The sequence below is a fragment of the Kitasatospora sp. NPDC051853 genome (genome assembly GCF_044452665.1).
In the GTDB taxonomy this organism is placed as follows: domain Bacteria; phylum Actinomycetota; class Actinomycetes; order Streptomycetales; family Streptomycetaceae; genus Kitasatospora.
In genome coordinates this window covers 858,596-878,372 of sequence record NZ_JBITBY010000001.1, presented here as the reverse complement: position 1 = coordinate 878,372, position 19,777 = coordinate 858,596, and the positions used below count along the sequence as shown (strand labels likewise).

The window sequence follows — 19,777 nt, the reverse complement described above, 5'->3', positions numbered from 1 at the left end:
GGAGTTCGCCGCCGACTCCGGGGCGTGGACGCGAAGTCCCCTGCCGGGCGGGCCCGTTCAGAATCCCGGCCCGGGCAGGCACGGTCAAGGGTATGGTTAGGAAACTTTCCGAACCACCACGGCCCGGTGGATTCAGGCCAGTTCCCGTGCCTCGCCCGCGAAGACCACCCGGCCCCGGTGCAGCACGTACGCGAGGGCCTGCGGCGCCAGCGCCTCGGGCACCCGCTGCGCGGCGATCACCACCGTGGCGCCGGCGGCGGCGCGGTGCAGCAGTTCGCGGTGCAGCCAGGCGGCCCGGGACGGGGCGAGGCCGCGCTCCGGCTCGTCCAGCAGGAGCAGCCGGGGCGAGCGGGCCAGCGCGGTCACCAGGGCCAGCAACTGCTGCTGACCGCCCGAGAGTTGCCCGGCCCGGCGGTCCGGCGGAAGGGCGGACGCCACCTCCTCCGGCACCGCGCCGTCCGCCCGCCCCGCCGCCCGCCCCGCCGCCCGCCCTGCCGCCCGCAGGTGCTCGGCGACGGAGAGCGAGGGGAAGACCGCGCGCTCCGCCGGGACCAGCACCAGCCCCCGCCGGGCCCGGTGGTACGGGGTCAGCCGGCCGATCTCCCGCCCCCGCCAGTACACCTGACCCCCCGTCGGACGGCAGAGCCCGGCCAGCACGTGCAGCGCCGTGGTCCGCCCCGCCCCGTTCTCCCCCAGCAGCAGGGTGACCCGGCCCGCGGCGAAGGCCAGGTCCACGCCGTGCAGCGCCTCCAGCGGCCCGTACCCGGCGCGCACCGCCCGCAGCCGCGCCTCCGTGCTCACCACTCCCCCACCTCGCGCACCGTCCCCCGGGCGGCGATCCGGCCGGCCCGCATCAGGTGGACCACCGGGGCCAGCCGCGCCACCAGGGCCGGGTCGTGCTCGACCAGCAACAGCGCCTCCCCGTCGTCCGCGAGCGCCCGCAGCACCACCGCCAGCCGCTCGGTCTCCGCCGCGTCCAGCCCGGCGGCCGGCTCGTCCAGCAGCAGCACCCCGGGCGCCCCGGCCAGCGCCCGGGCCAGCTCGACCAGGCGCAGCGTGCCCGTCGGCAGACCGTCCAGCGCCCGCCCGCGCAGGCCGGTCAGGCCGAACAGGCGCAGCGCCCGCTCGGCGGAGCCGGTGTCGCCCCGGGCCTGTTCGGCCCCCAGCAGGGCGTGCTGACCGACCGTCAGGCCGGGGAAGACGGCGATCCGCTGGAAGGTGCGGGCCAGGCCGAGCCGGGCCCGGGCCGGGGCGGGCAGCCGGGTGACGTCCCGGCCGTCCAGCAGCACCCGGCCCGCGTCGGGGCGCACCGCGCCGGCCAGGCAGTCCAGCAGGGTGCTCTTCCCGGCGCCGTTCGGGCCGACCAGGGCGGTGATCCGGCCGGGCGGCACGGCCAGGTCCACCCCGTCCACGGCCGTGATCCCGCCGAAGCGGCACACCAGTCCACGCACCGTCAGCCGTGAGCCCGCCGGGCGCGGACCCGCCGCCGTCACCCCCATCGCGCCACCGCCCTCGGCAGCACCGCCGCCAGCCCTCCCGGCAGCCGGCCGAGCCCCGCCGCCAGCACCCCGACCACCAGCGCCGAGGCCCCCGGCCCCAGCGCCGCGTCCAGCGCCACCAGCGCACCCGCCGCGAGCACGGCCGCCACCGCGCTGTCCGCCCCCGCCACCAGGACCGCGGCGGACCAGACCAGCCCGCGCACCGGATCGAACTCCGCACCGTCGAAGGCCCGCCCGGCCATCCCGAGCAGCCCGCCGCCCAGCGCCGCCAGGCCCGCCCCCGCCGTGAACGCCAGCAGCTTCAGCCGGGCCACCCGCACCCCGGCGGCGGCCGCCGCCCCCTGGTCGTCCCGCAGCGCCGCCACCGCCCGCCCGAGCCTGCCCCGCCGGAACAGGTCCGCCACCAGCAGCCCGGCCCCCAGCAGCACCAGCTCGGCCGCGTAGAACGCGCGGTCCGGCTCCAGCCAGGACGGCCGGGCGAGCACCAGGCCGGCGGTGGCGTACGGCTGCTGGAACACGAAGCGGCTCAGCGCGGTGGCCACGGCGAAGGTCACCAGCGCCAGCGCCAGCCCGCTGCGCCGGATCGCCGGCCACCCGGTGAGCAGCCCGAACGGAAGCGCCGCCAGGACCGCCAGCAGCAGCGCCCACCCCGGCGCCAGCGGGGGCAGGCCGGGCAGCCGGCCCGTCGTCAGCAGCGCCGTGCCGAGCGCCCCGAGGCCCGCGTACCCGGCCTGCCCCAGCGAGAGCTGCCCGCCCCGGCCGGTCACCACCGTGACCGAAAGCAGCACCAGTGCCAGGGCCGGCAGCTGCACCGCCCAGCGCAGCTGCTCCTCCCCCAGCGCCAGCGGCGCCACCAGCACGGCGGCGGCGAGCACCCGGCCGCCCGGAGCACCGCGGCCCCCGCCCGGCAGCGGCGGGACGGGACGGCCCCGGCCGCCGAGCAGCAGGGTGGCGGCCAGCAGGGCCACCACGAAGAGGTTCGCCTGCACCGCCTGAGTGAGCGTCAGCAGCGCTCCGGGCGGCCGCAGCAGGGTCAGCTCGCTCTGCGCGACGCCGATCACCAGCCCGCCGGCCACCGCGACCGGCAGGCTGCGCAGCCGGGCCGCGACCGCCACGGCCACCGTCTCCAGCACCAGCAGCGGCAGGCCGTACGGATCGAGCAGCAGGTTCGGCGCCAGGACCACGCCGACCAGCCCCGCGGTGAACGAGCCGAAGGCCCAGCCGACGGAGGCGACCCGGTCGGCGGGCAGGCCGGAGAGCTCGGCCAGCCGGCGGTCGTCCACCACGGCGCGCAACGTCGTGCCGAACGGGGTCCAGCGGGTCACGGCCGCCGTCCCGAGCGCCAGCAGCACCACCAGGGCCAGCTGGACGGCGGTGTCCAGCCGCAGCGCCCGTCCACCGGGGAGCGCCAGCGGCGTGGCCGGCACCAGGCGCGGGGCGTCGGTGTACGGCGTGGCGCCCCAGACCACCACCGCCAGGCCGATCAGCAGCACGAAGACGCCGACCCCCGCGACGGCGGCCTCCGCCGGGCCGGCGCCCCGGCGGTGCAGCGGCCGGAAGACCAGCAGGTCCAGCAGCAGGCCGAGCCCGGGGGCGGCGAGCAGCAGGCAGCAGGCGGCGGCGAGCGGGAGCGGCCAGTGCCGCACCACCACCAACTCGCGCAGCAGGAACGCGACGACCATCGCCTGCGCCCCCTGCGCCAGGTTGAGCACCCCCGTCGCCCGGTACCCCGCGACCAGCCCCACCCCACCGAGCGCCGCCGCACTCCCCACCCCCAACCCGGCCAGCGCCAGGTCCCCCACCAACCCGTCACCCACCACCGGCCCCGCCCCGCGGCGGCCCGTCGGGCCCCGCTTCGGAACCACCCACCCCCGGCCCGTCGACCCCACCCCGGGGCGGCCCGTCAGGCCCGGGCCCAGGCCCGGGTTCGGGTTCGGGTTCGGGTTCGGGTTCGGGTTCGGGTTCGGCGGGAAGCGCAGCACCTCGCCCTGGCCCCGAGTCCCCCAACGGCGACGCGACACGGCCCGAACCGCCGTCGGACACCGACCCGGAACCACCCCCGTCGACCAGCGCCTCCCCCGGCACCACCCCGCCCCGCGGCGGCGTGCCGGGGGCGGCCGGGCCGCCGTCGCCGGGGTCCGGGAGGAGCGGGGGTGCGCAGATCGGGCAGGCCGTCAGCTGCCGCTCCCGGACGGCCTCCGGGGGGAGCCGGAGTGCGTCGGCCTTCCCCGCGACCAGCGGGCAGTCCGCCCGGTGGCTGAGGGTGCCGGCCGGGACGGCCCACCAGCCGGGGCCGGAGGGCGGGGCGTCGGGGAGCGGTTCCTGACGGTCCGTCGGCGCCGCCGGGCGTCCACCGCGCGCGGCGGCCAGCACCGCCCCCGCGACGATCAGCGCCGCCCCCGGCACGGTGGCCGAGGCCAGGTACGGGAGCTGGCGTGCCGCGAACTCCTCGCCCGAGACGCCGAACCACCCGAGCACGCAGAGGAGCACTCCGGCCACGGCCACGCACCACCCGAGCCGCCCGGTTGCGCCGCGCCCGGGTTCGTATTGCAATCCGCCCATGTATCCGCCTTGATGGAGATACCGGAGACGTTGGCAGCTGGTACCTGGAGCAGGCTCCAGGACACACCGGTCGGGGCCTGGCAGTTCCCGCGGATCAGCCGAGCACCCCACCCGACCGAAGACCTGACCGATTTCCCAGCCGAACCGGCCGGAGCCGGACCGACCGCGGGGCGGCCCGCACCGGCCGGGAGAGCACGGTGAGAGAGCATGAACGTCACCTCACGCCCCGGCACCCGCACGGCCGCCCTGCTGCTCGCCGCCCTGCTGGCCGCCGGGGCCGGTCTGACCGCCTGCGGCGACGACACGGACAAGACCACCCCGCCCGGCAAGGGCGAGACCACCACCAGCGCACCGGCCACCGGCGCCACCACCACCGCCACCGGTGCCGCCACCGCGCCGGCGGACGAGGCGGCGGCCAGGGCCCAGGTCAAGCAGAACTTCGAGAAGTTCTTCTCCCCCTCCACCGACCTGACCGCCAAGGCCGCCCTGCTCCAGAACGGCGAGCAGATGCTCCCCGTCCTCCAGGGCTTCGCGCAGGACCCGAGGGTCGGCCAGGTGCAGGCCGCCGTCGACAAGGTCGCCTTCACCTCCCCCACCGCCGCCGACGTCACCTACGCCCTCTCCCTCCAGGGCACCGTGGTCGCCCCCGACGCCGCCGGGAAGGCCGTGCTGGAGAACGGCACCTGGAAGGTCTCCACCGCGACCCTCTGCGGCCTGCTCGCCCAGAGCGGCGCCACCGCCGTCCCCGGATGCGGCTGACCCGCCTCCCCGCAGCAGCTGCGGCCCTGCTGCTGGTCCTGGCCACCGCCTGCGGCAGTCGCCTGCCGCAGGCCCGCTTCGGCCCGGCCGGCAACGGGGTGACGGGCAGTGAGATCCGCATCGGCCTGCTCGCCTCGCTGTCCGGCCCGACCGGCGCCGAGACCTTCGCCGGCCCCCGGTTCGGCGCGCGGGCCTTCTTCGAGGAGCTCAACGCTCGCGGCGGCGTGGGCGGCCGCACCGTCCGGCTGGTCGAGTGCGACGACGGCGCCACCGGGGCCGGCAACCAGGACTGCGCGCACCGCCTGATCGACCGGGAGCACGTCTTCGCCCTGGTCGCCACCACCGTGCTCGACTACGCGGGCGCCCCGTACGTGAGCGCGAGCGGCGTGCCGGACGTGGGCGGCCAGCCCGTCGGCACCGCGTACGAGCGCTGGCCGCACCTGTACTCCGTCTACGGCAGCTCCGCGCCACGGGACGGCCGGTCGGTCGGCTGGGACGGCACGCTGTACCAGGGCACCGAGGCCTTCCGGTACTTCCGCGAGCGGCTCGGCGCCCGCAGCGCGGTGGTGGTCGGGTACAACCAGGCGGACTCGGCCCGGTACGCCGGGCAGTTGGTGGACGGGCTGGCCGCGGAGGGGTACCGGGTGGAGCGGCACACGGTGGACTTCGCGCTGCCGGACTTCCCCTCGGTGGCCGCCGCCGTGAAGGCCCGGGGTCTGGAGCTGGTGCTCGACGCGCTGGACCAGCGCGGGAACGTGGCGCTCTGCCAGGCCCTGGAGGGCGCCGGGGTGCGGCCGCTCGCCAAGGTGACCACCGTGCAGGGCTGGTCGGAGACGGCCCGCGAGCTGTACCGCGCCACCCCCGGCTGCCGCCGGGCGCTCTGGGTCACCGCCTCCTCCCGCGCCTACACCGACACCTCCCACCCGGAGGTGCGCGACTTCCGCGCGGCGATGGCGCGTTGGTACCCGGAGCGGGAGGGGCGGCTCTCCGGCTGGGAGCTGGAGGGCTGGGCCGCGGCGCGGTGGCTGGCCGACGCGATGGCCTCCTGCGGCGAGCAGCTGACCAGGGCCTGCACCGAACGCTTCGTCAACCGGCCCCAGCCGTACGACGCGCACGGCCTGTTGCTGCCGGCCTCCTTCGTGGTGACGCCGCCGCCGGTCGGGCCCGGGCGGGCCTGCCTGTCGGTGGCGCGCTGGCAGGACGCGGCGGAGGGGGGCCGGGGCGGCTGGGTGGGCGAGGGTCCGCCGTTCGGTTCGCTCTGCTATCCGGACGTCCTCCGTCTGCCGTACCGTCCCTGACGGTCCGTCGGGTCCGCCCGCCGTCCGGCGCACCGGGCCCGGGAGTGGGCCTCGCCACACCTCGGAGGCTCCTCGACACGCCCGCGCCCCACCGCCGCCAAGCTGTTACCGGACTGTTGACGAGGAGTCAACTGTGCCGTGGCGCACACCGATATGGTCTACGCGCGCAACCGTTCGCCGACCGGCCAGGACGCGGCAGGTACCCGGAAGTGTCCGGATTCTGTCACGACCCGCGCCCGTACGGCGGTCACGGGCGGGCGCCGGAGCGGTGATCAGTGCGATACTCGGACAGTTCCGACGGATGGATGACGCGTCAAGAGGCGCGTACACCCGGGGGGACGAGTACGGGACGGAACGAGGGAGGCGCGGCATGGGAGCACTTCGCGACGAGCACCACAACGGGTGGCTGATGCCCTCCGGCCACTACCCGGCTGCCGTGTACGAGGATCAGTGGCCGACCCAGGAGAATGCCGTGGCGGTCCCCGCCCCGGCGAAGATCGTCTCCCTGAAGCCGACCGGCTTCGAGGCCGCGCGCGCCGTCGGCGAGCACATCCGTTCGGGCACCCCGGTGGTCATGGACGTGACGGAGATGTCGGACGCCGAGGCCAAGCGGATGGTGGACTTCGCCTCCGGCCTGGTCTTCGGCACGATGGGCGGCATCGAGCGGATCGCCCGCCGGGTCTTCCTGCTCACCCCGGCCGACGTCGAGGTGATGGTCATCGACCGCCCCCTCGACGAGACCGGCTTCTACAACCAGAGCTGACGCCGCACCGGCCGTGAGAGGCCCGGAGCCCCCTCCCGGGGCCCGGGCCTCTCCGTCGTCCCGGCCGCCGCCCGCGCGTCGCCCCGTTCCCGGGCCACCGGCCCGCACGGGGGCCGATAGGGTCGCCGGTATGACTGACCGTTCGATCGCCTCCCCCGCCGAGCCCGTGGCCGAAGGGGTGCGGCCGGCCTCCAAGCAGCAGCACGACGAGGCCGTGCCGCCGCTGGAGCGGGCGGCCCGGGCCGGCGAGCCGGGTGCGGCCGGGGCGCTGGCCGAACTGCTGGTCTCGCAGGGGCGGTTCGACCAGGCGGTGCCCTGGCTGGAGCGGGCCGCCGGGGAGGGCGACGCCGGGGCCGCGCGGCGGCGGGCGGTCCTCGCCAAGGACCGGGGCGACTGGGAGGAGGCCGAGCGGTGGTACCGCTCCGCCGCCGGACGGGACGGTGACTGCGCGTTCGGCCTGGCCGAGCTGCTGCGGGCCGGGGGCGACGAGGCCGCCGCGCTGGAGTGGTACGACCGGGGCGCCGGGCTCGGCAGCCTGGCCTGTCTCACCAACGGCGCGGTGCTCCGGCTGCGGCGGGACGGCGACCGGGCGGCCGCCGAGGAGCGCTTGCACCGCGCCTCCGCGGCGGGCGACCACGTCGCGGACGAGGCCCTGGACGCCATCGGGCGGGCCTGGGGCTTCGCGGCCGCCGTCGAGGAGGCGCTCGCCCGCCCGGACGACCCGAAGGAGGTGCTCGACGCCTTCCCCGGCCGGGACGCCTTCGCCGCCTACCCGCACCTGGTCGACCTCGCCGAACCCCTGTACCGCCGGGCCGCCGGGCTGGGCGTCGAGGGCGCCGTCCACGCGCACGCCTCAACCCTGGACGCGGCCGGGCACTTCGACCGGGCCCGTCAGCTGCTGGCGGCCGCCCACGCCGACGGCGACGTCGAGGCCGCCTACCGCCTGGGCCTGCTGCACGACCACCGCGCCCGGCTCGACGAGGCCGAGCACTGGTACGGGCTGGCCGCCGGGCAGGGCCACGAGGACGCCTGCTGGAACCTCAGCCAACTGCTGTTCCGCCAGCGCCGCCTGGACGAGGCCGCCCACTGGTTCGGGCGGTTCACCACCGACGACTTCGCCGCCCGCCTGGGCGCCGTCGAGGAGCTCCGCCTGGCGCCGGACAACCTGCTGGACCCGGCCGACGAGCAGCGCCTGCCCGGGCTGCGCGGCCGGGCCGAGGCGGGTGACCCGGAGGCCGCGCTGGAGCTGGCCCGCCTGCTCGACCACCGCCGCGACCAGCCGGAGGCCGTCCGCCACTACCGCCGCGCCTTCGAGGGCGGCCGCCCCGAGGCCGGGCTCGCCCTGGGCCGGATGCTCACCCGGCGCACCGACACCGCGCCCGCCCACGTGCTCGACCTCTACCGCCCGGCCGCCGACGCGGGGGACCCGGAGGCGCTGGAGGAGCTCGCCCGACTCCAGCTCCGCCTGGAGGACATGGCGGGCGCCGAGCGCAGCCTGCGGCGCGCCGCGAAGCTTGGCGTGGCGAAGGCCGCCTGGTGGTGCGGCAGCAAGTCCGACGAGTACGGCGACCGGCAGGAGGCCGTCCGGCTGTGGCGGATCGCCGGCGAGGCCGGGGAGGCCCTCCCGGCGTTCGAGGCCGGGCGGGCGATGGTGGCCGACGGCGACGCCGCCGCGGCCGAGCCGCTGCTCCGGCTGGCGCGCGAGTCCGGGCAGGAGCGCCGGGCCGCCTACTGGTTCGCCCGCGCGCTGCTCGCCCAGGAGGGCAGGCTGGAGGAGGCCGTCGACGCCCTGCGGGTCGCCCTGACGGTCTTCCGGGAGGCCGGCGGCCGCGGCCCCGGCCCGTTCGGCCGCGGGCCGGAGGACCCCCGGCTGGAGCTCGCCGAGGCCCTGCTCCGGCTCGACCGGCTCGACGAGTGCGGCACCCTCCTGACCGCCGTCCTCGACCAGTACCCGGGCCACCGCGACGCCCCGGCGGTCGCGGCCCGCCTCGCCGCCCGCCAGGGCGACCAGGAGGCCCTCGCCCGGCACCTGGAGACCCTCGCCCGGAACGGGGACGCGAACCGTCCCGGCCTGACCGAACGTGAGATCACCGAGCTCCTGCGGCAGGTGACGCACCAGCACCCCTGACGGGGCCCCGGGCGGCGGAGAAGTGCAGCACGAACGGCACACCGGCGGCCCGCGGCGTCCACCCCCGGGCCAGCGCGGCGCGGATCCCGGCCGCGACCTCGGCGGGCAGCACGAGCTCGGCCGGGTCGAGCACCGGGGCCGGCCCGTCCGGCCGGCCGGTCTCCACCACCAGGGTCGTCCCCGGCTCGTCGGCGTCCTCGACCGCGTAGGCCAGGGTGCCGCCGTCCATGTCGCAGCACCAGTGCTTCCTGCTCATCCGCCAGCGGTACTCGACGCCGCCGACCGTGATGCGCCGGGAGCCCTTCCTCACCAGTGCCACGTCCTGCCCTCCCCGTCCCGGCGTGCCTGCTCCCGGTGGTCTCCCGGCCGGGTCAGTGGAAGACGATCGCGTGGCCCTCGGCGAGGCCAGCCAGGCACGCGCGGTGCAGCTGGTGCCAAGCGTAGCGCTCGGCCTCGAACCACCCCTCGGTGTCCGAGGGTTCGTCGGTGGCGTAGCCGGCCGCGTCCACGGCGATGCCCAAGGCCGGTGCGATGCCGAGGAGTTCGCGCAGCAGCCGCTGGGTGGATCCGACCATGCCGCCGCCCGCGACGCCCGCGGCGGCGGGCAGGAACAGCGGGTCGGCGAAGTCCACCGGCACGTAGTAACCGGCGTTGTCCGCATGGCAGATGAGGTGCGAGGCGAACATCGAGGCCTCGTCCTGGACCAGCTCGCAGGCGGCCTCCCACTCGGCCCCGTCCTCCGCCACCGGCCCGACCGGCTCACCGCGGCCGGCCAGCACCAGCACCCGGCGCAGCCGGGTCAGGTACCGGTAGGGGAAACCGCCGGAGAAGCCCGGGTCACCGGCCGGCCCGTCGAGCGGGGGCTCCTGCCAGTCGATGCCCTCGGCCGTGAGCGCCGCGGCGAGCCGGTCGAAGGCGCGCCGGTGGTACTCCAGGCCCTCCGCGTCGTTGCGCGCCTGGTCGTGCAGCATCCCCACCGAAATCGAAAGTCCCATGCCGCGCAGCCTAGGCAACGGCGCCGACACCGGGCCGGACCCGTGATCCTTCGTCTCAGATGATCCTCCGAAGACAAGAATGAGACATCAATGTCTCATCTGCTCTACACTCGACCCATGGCCACAGACCGCGACTCCGTCCTCGAAGCCGCCGTCGGCGTGCTCTCCCGCCGCCCGACCGCCCACCTCGACGAGATCGCCCGCGCCGCCGGGATCAGCCGTGCCACGCTGCACCGCACCTTCCCCGGCCGCGAGGCGCTGATCCGCGAGGTCGGCGCGCTCGGCCTGCGCAAGTTCGCCGCGGCGCTGGACCACGCGGAGATCGAGAGCGGCAGTCCGGAGGCCGCCCTGCGCCGCCTGGTGGACGCCGTCGTCCCCGACGCCGCGCTCTGCGCCTTCCTGGCCGGGGAGAACCAGCTCTTCGACGACCAGGAGATCAACGACCTCTGGGAGGTCCAGGACGCCCGGGTCCGCGCGCTCTTCCTCCGCGGCCAGCAGGAGGGCGTGTTCCGCGTCGAGCTCTCCGCCGGCTGGCTCAGCGAGGCCTTCTTCGACCTGGTGGCCGGCATCGGCTGGGCCGTCCAGGACGGACGCCTCGCCCCCCGTGACAGTGCCTACTCGCTCGCCGAGCTCTTCCTCGGCGGTGCCCTCAGGAGCCCTGAACAGAAATGAGCACCACCCACGCCGCCCGTTCCCGCTGGCTCGGCCTCGGCGTCCTGGTACTGGCGGTGACCCTGGTCGCGCTCGACGCGACCGTGCTCTCCCTCGCCCTGCCCTCGATCAGCGAGACCCTGCACCCCAGCGGCACCCAGCTGCTCTGGATCGGTGACGCCTACTCCTTCGTGCTGGCCGGCCTGCTGGTCAGCATGGGCGCGCTCAGCGACCGGATCGGCCGCAAGAAGCTGCTGCTGATCGGCTCCACCGCGTTCGGCGCGGCCTCGCTGCTGGCCGCCTACTCCCCGAGCCCCGGCTGGCTGATCCTGGCCCGCGCGCTGCTCGGCATCGCCGGCGCCACCATCATGCCCTCCACCCTCTCGCTGATCCGCAGCCTCTTCCCGGACGCCCGGGAGCGGGCCACCGCGATCGGCATCTGGGGCGCGGGCGCCACCGCCGGCGCCGCGCTCGGCCCGGTGGTCGGCGGCGTGCTCCTGGAGCACTTCTGGTGGGGCTCGGTCTTCCTGCTCAACCTCCCGGTGCTGGCCCTGCTGCTGGTGCTCGGCGGCTGGCTGCTGCCCGAGTCCAGGGACCCGAAGCCGGGCCGCTGGGACGTGCTCAGCGTGCTGCTCTCGATGGCCGGTGTGATCGGCGTGGTCTACGCGGTCAAGGAGGCCACGGCCGACGGGCTCGGCCACTGGCCGATCCCGGTGACCTTCGCGCTCGGCGCCACCGCGCTCACCGTCTTCGTCCGCCGCCAGCTCCGGCTGGAGTCCCCGCTGCTGGACGTCCGGCTCTTCGTCAACCCGCGCTTCACGGCCGCCGTGCTGAGCTCGCTGGCCTCGCTGATCGGGCTCTCCGGCGTGATCTTCTTCATGTCGCAGTACCTCCAACTGGTGCGCGGGTACTCCCCGCTGACGGCCGGTCTGGCCGAGCTGCCGGCCTTCGTCGGCGCCGTGGTCGGCGGTCTGCTGACCGCCCAGCTGGCCCGCCGGGCCGGTGTCCGGGCCACCCTGGCCGGCGGTCTGCTGGCGATGGGCGCGGGCGTCGCGGTGCTCGGCTGGGTGCACCAGGGCAGCCCGTACCTGCTGCTCGGCGCGGCCTTCCTGGCCGCCGGCGCGGCCGAGGGCGTCGTCTACACCCTCTCCGCCGACCTGGTGCTCACCGCCGCGCCGCCGGAGAAGGCCGGTGCCGCCTCCGCCGTCTCGGAGACCGCCTACGAGCTGGGCACCGCCCTCGGCATCGCCCTGCTGGGCTCGGTGGTCACCGCGATCTACGCCGGCTCCCTGGTGATGCCGGCCGGCACCGAGGCCCTGGCCGGCGAGGCCGGGCAGTCGATCGGCAACGCGGTGCAGGCCGCCTCGGCCCTGCCCGCCGAGCTGGGCGGGCAGCTCACCGCCGCCGCCCGGACCGCCTTCGTGCACGGCATGAACGTGGCCGCGATCGCGGCGGGCGCCCTGCTGCTGGCCGCCTCGCTGTTCGCCTGGTGGAAGCTGCGCGGCCAGGACGACCCGGCGGCGGCCGAGCGCCCCGCCGACCACCTGGTGCACTGAGCCACGCCGAAGGGCCCCTGACACCACGTCAGGGGCCCTTCGGCGTCAGCGGTAGCGGTAGTCCAGCTCCAGCTCGGCCCAGACCACCTTGCCGTCCTTGGTCTGTCGGGTGCCCCAGCGGTGCGCCAGCTCGCTCACCAGGTGCATGCCCCGGCCGCCCTCGTCCTGCTCGGCGGCGGTCCGCAGCCGCGGCGCCTGCCCGCCCGAGTCGGCCACCTCCACCGTCAGCGTCCGGTCCCGGAACAGCCGCAGCCGGCGCGGCGCCTCCGCGTGCAGCAGCGCGTTGGTGACCAGCTCACTGACCATCAGCTCGGCGAAGTCCGTCAGCTGGGCCAGCCCCCAGGCCCGCAGGGTGTCCCGGGTGAACTTCCGGGCCCGGCTGGGGGCCGGGCCGTCGCCGTCCAGGTGGAGGGTGGCGATCCGGTCGGAGGGGATCGGCAGCGCCCGGGCCATGATCATGGCGATGTCGTCCTCGGTGCCGTCGCTCACCAGCGCGGCCAGCGCCGCGTCGCAGCTGGCCTCCAGGGTGCGGCCGCGGCCGGAGAGCACCTGGGCCAGCAGGCCGATGCCGTGGTCGATGTCCTCACCCCGGCGCTCCACCAGCCCGTCGGTGTACAGCGCCAGCAGGCTGCCCTCGGTCAGGGTGAACTCGGTGGACTGGAAGGCCACCCCGCCCACCCCGAGCGGCACGCCGGGCGGCAGCTCGACCGCCCGGGAGACCCCGTCGGGGCTGACCTTGACCGGCGGCAGGTGCCCGGCCGAGGCGATCGTGCAGGTGCCCTCCACCGGGTCGTAGACGGCGCAGATGCAGGTGGCGAACTGGCCCTCGCCGATGCCCATCGCGGTCTCGTCCAGCCTGGTCAGCACCTGCTCGGGCGGCATGTCCAGGGTGGCCAGGGTCCGTGCCACGGTGCGCAGCTGACCCATCGTCGCGGCCGCCCGGATGCCGTGGCCCATCACGTCGCCGACCACCAGCGCGACCCGGCCGCAGGAGAGCGGCACCACGTCGAACCAGTCGCCGCCGACCTCGCTGACCAGGCTGCTGGGCAGGTAGCGGTAGGCGATCTCCAGGCCGAGCGTGCGGTGGATCTCCTGCGGCAGCAGGCTGCGCTGGAGGGTGAGCGCGGTCTCCCGCTCGCGGCGGTAGAGCCGGGCGTTGTCCAGTGCGATGGCGGTGCGGGCCACCAGTTCCTCGGCCAGCGCCACGTCCGCCGCCGAGAACGGCTCGGGGTTGCGCATCCGGACGAACTCGGAGCCCCCGAGCACCATCCCGCGGGCCATGATCGGCACCATCAGGTAGGAGTGGATGCCGGCCCGCACCCCCGGGGCGACCCGGTTCGGCTCGGCCACCAGGGCGGCCAGCACCTGCTCGTCCACGTGCGGGCGCAGCAGCGGCCGGCCGCTGCGCAGGCACTCGGTGTAGGTGCGCTTGGAGTCGTACTCGGAGGTGGTGCCGACGGCGTCGGCGGCGCTGGTCATGCCGGCCTCGTACGCCTCGCCGACCGCCACCGCGCGGAGCTTGACGCCCCGGTCGGGCTCCAGCTGTGACGGTTCCTCACCCCGCAGCACCGGCTCCAGCAGGTCGACGGTGGCGAAGTCGGCGAACCGCGGGATGACGGCCTCGACCAGCTCCTCGGCGGTGCGCTGGAGGTCCAGGGTGGTGCCGATCCTGGCGGTGGCCTCGGCCAGCAGGGCGAGCCGCTCCTGGGCCCGGGAGGCGCGGGCCTCGGCCTGGAAGCGCTCGGTCACGTCGATGATCGAGGAGGAGACGCCCAGCACCTGCCCGGTGGAGTCCTCCAGCCGGAAGTACGAGGCCGACCAGGCCCGGTCCCGGCGCGGGTCGCCGGGGGTGCGGCCGTGCGAGCGGGCGTCCACCACCGGCCGTCCGGTGGCCAGGACCTGACGCATCACCGCCTCGATCTCCGAGGAGTTGATGCCGGGCAGCACGGCGTTGATCCGGCGGCCGAGGTGCTCCTCGACGGGGAGACCGTTGATCCGGGCCAGCGCGTCGTTGAGGCGGACGTAGCGCAGCTCGGTGTCGTAGACGGCCATCCCGATGGGCGACTGCGCGAAGATGCCGTCCAGCACCGCGAGGTCGCCCTCCACCTGGCGCAGCGCGCCGAGGTCGGAGGCGGTGGCCAGCAGCAGCCGCTCGCCGCCCGGGCCGGTGATCGGGTAGGTGCGGAACTCCAGCTCGACCCGGTGGCCGTCGCGGTGCCGCACCGCGTACACCCCGGACCAGCCCTTGCCGGCCATGATCTGACGGAACAGCTCCTGGGCGGGCTCGAACTCGGTGTCCGGGATCAGCAGCCGCCCGGCGTAGGCACCGACGGCCTGGTCAGCGGTGTAGCCGGTGAGCGCCTCGGCGTCGCCGCTCCAGTGCAGGATGCGGCCGTCGCCCTCGATCAGGGCGGTGGCCAACGGCACCAGCCGATGGCCCGTCAGGTCTGCCGGGGCGGCACCCGCCGCCGGGCCGGTGCCGTCCGGTGTGTTCCGCTCGCTGCCTTGCATGATCAGGGGATCACCTGTCAGGTACGTTCCCCGGCCGGGCCGGGCCGGATCGGCTCTCCACCAGACTGCACTTCCCCGGGTGCGGGTGCGACTGCTGGTCCGTCAGGTGGAGTACGTGGTGGGTGGTCAGGGTGCTGGCCGGGCCACAGGCTACGACAGTGGACGCCCGTTCGGACATGGTCGTGCAGGACCTTGGACGATCTGTGACCTGCCGGGCCACGGTCGTGTCACGGCCGGGGCCCGGCCTCAGCCGCTCCGGCTCCCGGTGAGCGCCGCGTCCAGGGTGCGGGCCCACTGCCGGACCACCCCGGCGCGGCGCTGGCCGTCGTCGGTGAGCAGGTTGGCCAGGCCCAGGCCACGGGCCAGGTCGAGGGTGGCCTGCACGGTCTCCCGCACACCCGGGTGGGCCTCGTCCGCGCCGAGGAACTCGACGGTGGCGCGGTGCGCCTCCCGGCCGATCTGGTTCTCCAGCGCGACCAGCCGCTCCCGCAGCGGCTCCTCGGTGGCGGCGGCCACCCACAGGTGCAGCGCGGCCCGGAACAGCGGCCCGGTGTAGAGGCGGACGATCAGCTCGACCACCGCCTCCGTCCGCCTCTCCTCCGGCGGCGCCAGGCCGTCCAGGTGGGCCCGCAGGTCCGCCAGCCGCTCGGCCGCGACGTGCTCCACGGCGGCGGTGAAGAGGTCCTCCCGGGTGCGGAAGTGGTGCTGGGCCGCGCCCCGGGTGACACCGGCCCGCTCGGCCACCACCGCGACGGTGCTGCCCTGCCAGCCGAGCTCGGCCAGGCACTCCACCGCGGCCTCCAGCAGGCGGCGGCGGGTCGCCCGGCTGCGGTCCTGCTGGGGCATCCGGGCGGCCGGGGTGGTGGCCGGGGTGGTGGTCATGGCGGCCTCTCTGCCAGGTCCGTGGTCCCCGCCGATCCTGCCAGACCGGCGGGGCGCCCCCGGGCCCGCCCCTCCTGAGCCGCCGTCAGTCCTGGCGCTCGCGCAGCTGCCGGCGCAGGATCTTGCCCGCCGCCGACTTGGGCACCGCCTCCACGAACTCCACCGCCCGCACCTTCTTGTACGGGGCCACCCGCTCGGCCACGTACGCGCTGACCTGGTCCTCCGTCAGCCCGCTGCCGGGCGCCCGGACCACGAAGGCCTTGGGCCGCTCCTCGCCGTCCGCGCCGCGCACCCCGATCACCGCGGCGTCGGCCACCTCGGGGTGGGTGAGCAGCAGCGCCTCCAGCTCGGCGGGGGCGACCTGGTAGCCCTTGTACTTGATCAGCTCCTTCACCCGGTCCACCACGAACAGGTAGCCGCGCTCGTCCACCAGGCCGACATCGCCGGTGTGCAGCCAGCCGTCCGGGTCGATCATCGCGTCGGTCTCGCCCTTGCGGCCGAAGTAGCCCTGCATCACCTGCGGGCCGCGGAACAGGAGTTCGCCGCGCTCGCCGACCCCGAGGTCGGTGCCGGAGCCGTCCAGGCCGACCACCCGCAGTTCGGTGGAGGCGACCAGCTTGCCGACCGTGCCGGCCGGCGGGTCCTCGTCGTCCAGCGGCACCACGTGGGTGACGGGCGAGAGCTCGGTCATCCCGTAGCCCTGGTGGATCCGGTCCAGCCCGAGCCGGCGGGCGGCGGCCTCGGCCAGGTCGGCGTCGAGCGGGGCCGCGGCGCTCAGCACGTAGCGGACCGAGGAGAGGTCGTACCGGTCCACCAGCGGGTGCTTGGCCAGGGCCAGCACGATCGGCGGGGCGGCGAAGACCCCCTCGATCCGCTGGTCCTGGATGGTGCGCAGGAACTGCTCCAGGTCGAAGCGGGGCAGCACCACCACGGTGGAGCCGCAGCGCAGCGGGTGGTTGAGCAGGGCGGTGAGCCCGTAGATGTGGAAGAAGGGCAGCACCGCGAGGATCCGCTCGCCCCGGCCGGTGGCGTGCACCGAGTCGGTCTGCAGCAGGTTGCTGCTGATGTTGCGGTGGCTGAGCATCACGCCCTTGGGCAGGCCGGTGGTGCCGCTGGAGTAGGGCAGCACCGCGATGTCGGTGGCCGGGTCGATCTCCGGGCGGGGCGCGGGGGCGGTGGAGGCGATCAGGTCGGCGAGCGAGCGGTGGCCCTCGGCCCGGTCGCAGACGAATATCTCGGTGACCGGCACGCCGTCGGCGGCGACGGTCTTGGCGGCCTCGACCGCGACCGGCAGGAACGCCGAGATGGTGATGATCCAGCGGGCGCCGCTGTCCTTCAGCTGGCCGGCCAGCTCGGCGGCGGTGGTCAGCGAGCTGACCGTGGTGACGGTGGCCCCGGCCCGGGTGGCCCCGTAGAAGGCGATCGGGTAGGCGATGGTGTTGGGGCTGTAGAGCGCGATCACGTCGCCCTTGCGCACCCCGGCCTCGGCCAGCCCCGCCGCGAACCGGAGGCTGGCGCCGTCCAGTTGGGCGTAGCTGACGGACTCCCCGGTGATCCCGTCCACCAGGGCCGGCTGGTCCGGGTGCTCGGCCACGTTGCCGAGCACCGCGTCGTGGATCGGCAGGTCGAGTGCGTCGATCGCGGGGTAGTCACTGCGGAACACCATGCGGTCCTCCAAGCCGGGGGTGGGTGGTGCGGGCCCTCCAAGAGTGCCGCCACCACGCCTTTCCCGACAGGGGACCGACCCACCCCGTGTGCCGCCGCAGGGCCCGTCAGGCCGGGTCGAAGGCCGGTGGGTAGACGAAGTCCCCGCGCAGGGACGGCTGGTAGGAGGCCAGCGGCCGCACCTGGAAGAACCGGCCCCAGGTCGGGTCCGGCGCGTTGACACCCAGGTCGGTACTGCGGCGGAAGCCGTAGCGCCCGTAGTACTCCGGGCTGCCGAGCAGTGCCACCAGCGGCTCCCCCAGCGCGTCCGCGCCCCCGACCACCGCGTGCACCAACGCCAGCCCCACGCCCTGCCGTTGGTGCCCCGGCAGCACGCTGATCGGGCCGAGCCCGACCACCGGCACCCCGTCCACGTGGGCCCGGCTGCACACCACGTGCCCGACCACCTCGCCGTCCGGCCCCTCGGCCACCATCGACAGCTCCGGGATCCAGGCCGGCCCGGCGCGCAGCTGGTCCAGCAGCTCCACCTCGTAGGGCTCGACGGTCTCCAGCTTGGCGAATGCGGCGGCGGTCACGGCCCGGACGGCGGCCACGTCGGCGGGGGTCTCTCGTCTGATCAGCACCGGCACAGTGTGGGGTCGACTGCCGTGCCCCGCAAGGGATTTACCCCTCCCCCGGCCGGCCTTCCGCGCAGCTCGGATACCCATAGGGGTATACTCACCTCGAAGCCCCCACCCCCGAGGAGTCACCCATGTGCCGTCGCACCACCTGCCGCACCTGCGGCAAGGCCACCCACGCGGGCTGCGGCCTGCACGTCGAGCAGGTCCTGGCCGGCATCCCCAAGAGCGCCCGCTGCGACTGCGACCCGTCCACCCGCAAGGGCCTGCTCGCCCGCCTGTTCGGCCGCTGACGCACCCCGCCCGTCGACCAACCCCCCTCTTGCCGCGGCGGCTATACTGAACGTGTTCAATATCTGACCGGCCGCCGGGGGCCCTGATGGATGTCGTCGCACGTGTCGTGATCGTTTCGGTCGCGACCTGGATGGTCCTCGTGACCCTCTACGTGGTGCCGGCCCTACTGCTGCCGCAGTGGATCTACTACCTCTACTCGCCCTTCACCGTCGGTCTGTGGTTCCTCTCCCTGCTGGCCGGCCCCGCCGTGGCCTGCGCGGTCAACCGGGAGTGGATCCGGACCGGCCGTGCCTGACCCGCCGTCAGGCGCCGGGCTCCCGGAGCGGGAGCGGGGTGTCCCAGTCCAGCAGGCGGAGCAGGGCCTCGTCGGGTCGGGTGGACGGGCGGGCGGAGTCCTCGGGCGGGGGCCCGTCCTGCGGACCGGAACCAGCCGGAGCGCGGCTGGCGGTGAGACGGGCGCTGGTGGCGGTGTTGAGGTCGGTGCGGGGACGGCGGTGGTCCTCGTAGGCGGCCAGCGCGGCCTCGGCCGACGGGGCGTCACGCAGGGCCTTGGCCAGCACCACCGCGTCCTCCAGGGCCATCGACGCCCCCTGGCCGGTGGCCGGGGAGGCGGCGTGGGCGGCGTCGCCGATCAGCACCACCCGGCGGCTGCGCCAGCGGTTCCCCGCCGGCAGGTGGAGGGCGTTGGTGACCATCAGCTCCTCGCCCGTCCCCGCCACGATGTCCGCGCAGGGCGTCCGGTCCGGCCTCAGCAGCGGCTCCAGCCAGGCCCGCCACTGCGCCGGCGCGGTCCGCACCCGCTCCTCGGTGCCCACCGGCGGGGCGGCCACCCGCGCGAACCAGAAGGTCCGCCCGGCCGGAGAGACCAGGTAGCCGAAGGCCGCCTCGCTGCCCCGCACCATGGTGATCAGGCCCGGGCCTGCCACCGGCGGCGCGGCGGCCGTGCTGTACCCGTAGAACACCCGCTGCCCGGCGTACTCGGGGCCGGCTCCGCCGGGCTCCAGCCATCCGCGCACCGCCGAGTGCAGCCCGTCCGCACCGACCAGCAGGTCACCGGCCGCCGAGGAGCCGTCGGCGAAGTGCGCCGTCACCTCCTCCTCCGTCTCGGTCACCGAGGTGAGCCGGGCACCGTGCCGCAGCGGGATCCCCCGCCGCCTGACCTCGCGCTGGAGCACCGCCCCGAGCTCGGCCCGCCGCAGACAGCGGTACCGGGCCAGCGGCCGTTCCACCTCCCCGAGCGGGACGGAGGCCAGCTCCGCGCCCCGGGCGTCGAGCACGTTCATCGCGGTGACGTCGAAGCCGACCCCGGCCACCGCCCGCTCGGCGTCGAAGCCGGCCAGTGCCCGCATGCCGTTGCTGGCCAAGGTCATGAAGGCGCCGATGTCCTCACCCGTGTCCGGGTGCGCCTCGTGGACCACGGGCCCGTGCCCCGCCTTGTGCAGGGCCAGGGCCGCCGCCGTCCCGGCGATCCCGCCTCCGACCACCACGATCCGCGCCATCCGCCGCCCCCTCTTGCCGTGTCCCGGTCACCCGCCCTCCCATCCTGGCAGAACGGCCACACCGCCGTGGTCGGTTGACGAACCATCGGCACGCCGAC

The 19,777-nt window shown here is 75.7% G+C and carries 19 protein-coding genes; 8 read left to right on the top strand and 11 right to left on the bottom strand.

Annotation, left to right across the window (positions count from 1 at the left end; genetic code table 11):
* Nucleotides 1–132: 132 nt before the first annotated feature.
* The 4 genes from ACIA8O_RS03840 to ACIA8O_RS03825 all read right to left on the bottom strand — a co-directional run bounded on the left by ACIA8O_RS03840 (nucleotide 133) and on the right by ACIA8O_RS03825 (nucleotide 3,998).
* On the bottom strand, nucleotides 133–801 hold the full coding sequence (locus ACIA8O_RS03840) for an ATP-binding cassette domain-containing protein (RefSeq protein ID WP_396291897.1): 669 nt from the start codon (nucleotides 799–801) through the stop codon (nucleotides 133–135).
* Nucleotides 798–1,412 (bottom strand): ABC transporter ATP-binding protein, encoded by a 615-nt coding sequence (locus ACIA8O_RS03835; protein ID WP_396291896.1) that lies wholly within the window; start codon nucleotides 1,410–1,412, stop codon nucleotides 798–800. The genes ACIA8O_RS03840 and ACIA8O_RS03835 overlap by 4 nt, the downstream gene beginning before the upstream one ends.
* A gap of 77 nt (nucleotides 1,413–1,489) precedes the next feature.
* Nucleotides 1,490–3,316, bottom strand: coding sequence for an ABC transporter permease (locus ACIA8O_RS03830; protein ID WP_396291895.1), 1,827 nt, complete (start codon nucleotides 3,314–3,316; stop codon nucleotides 1,490–1,492).
* The gene (locus ACIA8O_RS03825; RefSeq protein ID WP_396291894.1) at nucleotides 3,309–3,998 is read right to left on the bottom strand and encodes a hypothetical protein; all 690 of its coding nucleotides are present in this window, start codon (nucleotides 3,996–3,998) and stop codon (nucleotides 3,309–3,311) included. The genes ACIA8O_RS03830 and ACIA8O_RS03825 overlap by 8 nt, the downstream gene beginning before the upstream one ends.
* Before the next feature lie 270 nt (nucleotides 3,999–4,268).
* On the opposite strand from ACIA8O_RS03825, the gene ACIA8O_RS03820 reads away from it, so the two are divergent.
* From ACIA8O_RS03820 to ACIA8O_RS03805, 4 genes are all read left to right on the top strand, one after another.
* On the top strand, nucleotides 4,269–4,820 hold the full coding sequence (locus tag ACIA8O_RS03820; RefSeq protein ID WP_396291893.1) for a hypothetical protein: 552 nt from the start codon (nucleotides 4,269–4,271) through the stop codon (nucleotides 4,818–4,820).
* The gene (locus ACIA8O_RS03815) at nucleotides 4,811–6,118 is read left to right on the top strand and encodes an ABC transporter substrate-binding protein (protein WP_396291892.1); all 1,308 of its coding nucleotides are present in this window, start codon (nucleotides 4,811–4,813) and stop codon (nucleotides 6,116–6,118) included. Before ACIA8O_RS03820 ends, ACIA8O_RS03815 begins: the two co-directional genes overlap by 10 nt.
* A 370-nt stretch (nucleotides 6,119–6,488) precedes the next feature.
* Nucleotides 6,489–6,881, top strand: coding sequence for a cell division protein SepF (locus tag ACIA8O_RS03810; RefSeq protein WP_396291891.1), 393 nt, complete (start codon nucleotides 6,489–6,491; stop codon nucleotides 6,879–6,881).
* 130 nt (nucleotides 6,882–7,011) lie between these two features.
* The gene (locus tag ACIA8O_RS03805; RefSeq protein ID WP_396291890.1) at nucleotides 7,012–9,009 is read left to right on the top strand and encodes a sel1 repeat family protein; all 1,998 of its coding nucleotides are present in this window, start codon (nucleotides 7,012–7,014) and stop codon (nucleotides 9,007–9,009) included.
* On the opposite strand, the gene ACIA8O_RS03800 is transcribed toward ACIA8O_RS03805, so the two are convergent.
* Nucleotides 8,969–9,328 (bottom strand): hypothetical protein, encoded by a 360-nt coding sequence (locus ACIA8O_RS03800; RefSeq protein ID WP_396291889.1) that lies wholly within the window; start codon nucleotides 9,326–9,328, stop codon nucleotides 8,969–8,971. The two genes, ACIA8O_RS03805 and ACIA8O_RS03800, sit on opposite strands and share 41 nt — an antisense overlap.
* A gap of 52 nt (nucleotides 9,329–9,380) precedes the next feature.
* Nucleotides 9,381–10,004, bottom strand: a complete 624-nt coding sequence (locus ACIA8O_RS03795; protein ID WP_396291888.1) for a hypothetical protein — start codon at nucleotides 10,002–10,004, stop codon at nucleotides 9,381–9,383.
* Between the two features lie 117 nt (nucleotides 10,005–10,121).
* On the opposite strand from ACIA8O_RS03795, the gene ACIA8O_RS03790 reads away from it, so the two are divergent.
* Nucleotides 10,122–10,676: a TetR/AcrR family transcriptional regulator gene (locus ACIA8O_RS03790; RefSeq protein WP_396291887.1), complete on the top strand. Its 555-nt coding sequence runs from the start codon at nucleotides 10,122–10,124 to the stop codon at nucleotides 10,674–10,676.
* The gene (locus ACIA8O_RS03785) at nucleotides 10,673–12,211 is read left to right on the top strand and encodes an MFS transporter (protein ID WP_396291886.1); all 1,539 of its coding nucleotides are present in this window, start codon (nucleotides 10,673–10,675) and stop codon (nucleotides 12,209–12,211) included. The genes ACIA8O_RS03790 and ACIA8O_RS03785 overlap by 4 nt, the downstream gene beginning before the upstream one ends.
* Nucleotides 12,212–12,256: 45 nt before the next feature.
* Here the strand turns inward: ACIA8O_RS03785 and ACIA8O_RS03780 are convergent, their stop codons facing one another.
* From ACIA8O_RS03780 to ACIA8O_RS03765, 4 genes are all read right to left on the bottom strand, one after another.
* Nucleotides 12,257–14,722, bottom strand: a complete 2,466-nt coding sequence (locus ACIA8O_RS03780) for a SpoIIE family protein phosphatase (protein ID WP_396291885.1) — start codon at nucleotides 14,720–14,722, stop codon at nucleotides 12,257–12,259.
* A 246-nt stretch (nucleotides 14,723–14,968) separates the two neighbouring features.
* The gene (locus ACIA8O_RS03775) at nucleotides 14,969–15,604 is read right to left on the bottom strand and encodes a TetR/AcrR family transcriptional regulator (RefSeq protein WP_396291884.1); all 636 of its coding nucleotides are present in this window, start codon (nucleotides 15,602–15,604) and stop codon (nucleotides 14,969–14,971) included.
* 85 nt (nucleotides 15,605–15,689) lie between these two features.
* Nucleotides 15,690–17,270 (bottom strand): AMP-binding protein, encoded by a 1,581-nt coding sequence (locus ACIA8O_RS03770; protein ID WP_396291883.1) that lies wholly within the window; start codon nucleotides 17,268–17,270, stop codon nucleotides 15,690–15,692.
* A gap of 106 nt (nucleotides 17,271–17,376) precedes the next feature.
* Complete coding sequence (locus tag ACIA8O_RS03765; protein ID WP_396291882.1) at nucleotides 17,377–17,892, bottom strand: GNAT family N-acetyltransferase; 516 nt, start codon at nucleotides 17,890–17,892, stop codon at nucleotides 17,377–17,379.
* 128 nt (nucleotides 17,893–18,020) lie between these two features.
* Between ACIA8O_RS03765 and ACIA8O_RS03760 the strand changes: the two genes are divergently transcribed.
* Nucleotides 18,021–18,179 carry a hypothetical protein gene (locus ACIA8O_RS03760; protein WP_396291881.1) on the top strand — a complete coding sequence of 53 codons (159 nt, stop codon included), beginning with the start codon at nucleotides 18,021–18,023 and terminating at the stop codon, nucleotides 18,177–18,179.
* A gap of 131 nt (nucleotides 18,180–18,310) precedes the next feature.
* Nucleotides 18,311–18,475, top strand: a complete 165-nt coding sequence (locus tag ACIA8O_RS03755) for a hypothetical protein (protein WP_396291880.1) — start codon at nucleotides 18,311–18,313, stop codon at nucleotides 18,473–18,475.
* Between the two features lie 7 nt (nucleotides 18,476–18,482).
* Here ACIA8O_RS03755 and ACIA8O_RS03750 read toward each other — a convergent pair whose 3' ends face one another.
* Nucleotides 18,483–19,679, bottom strand: a complete 1,197-nt coding sequence (locus ACIA8O_RS03750; protein ID WP_396291879.1) for an FAD-dependent oxidoreductase — start codon at nucleotides 19,677–19,679, stop codon at nucleotides 18,483–18,485.
* Between the last annotated feature and the right edge of the window lie 98 nt (nucleotides 19,680–19,777).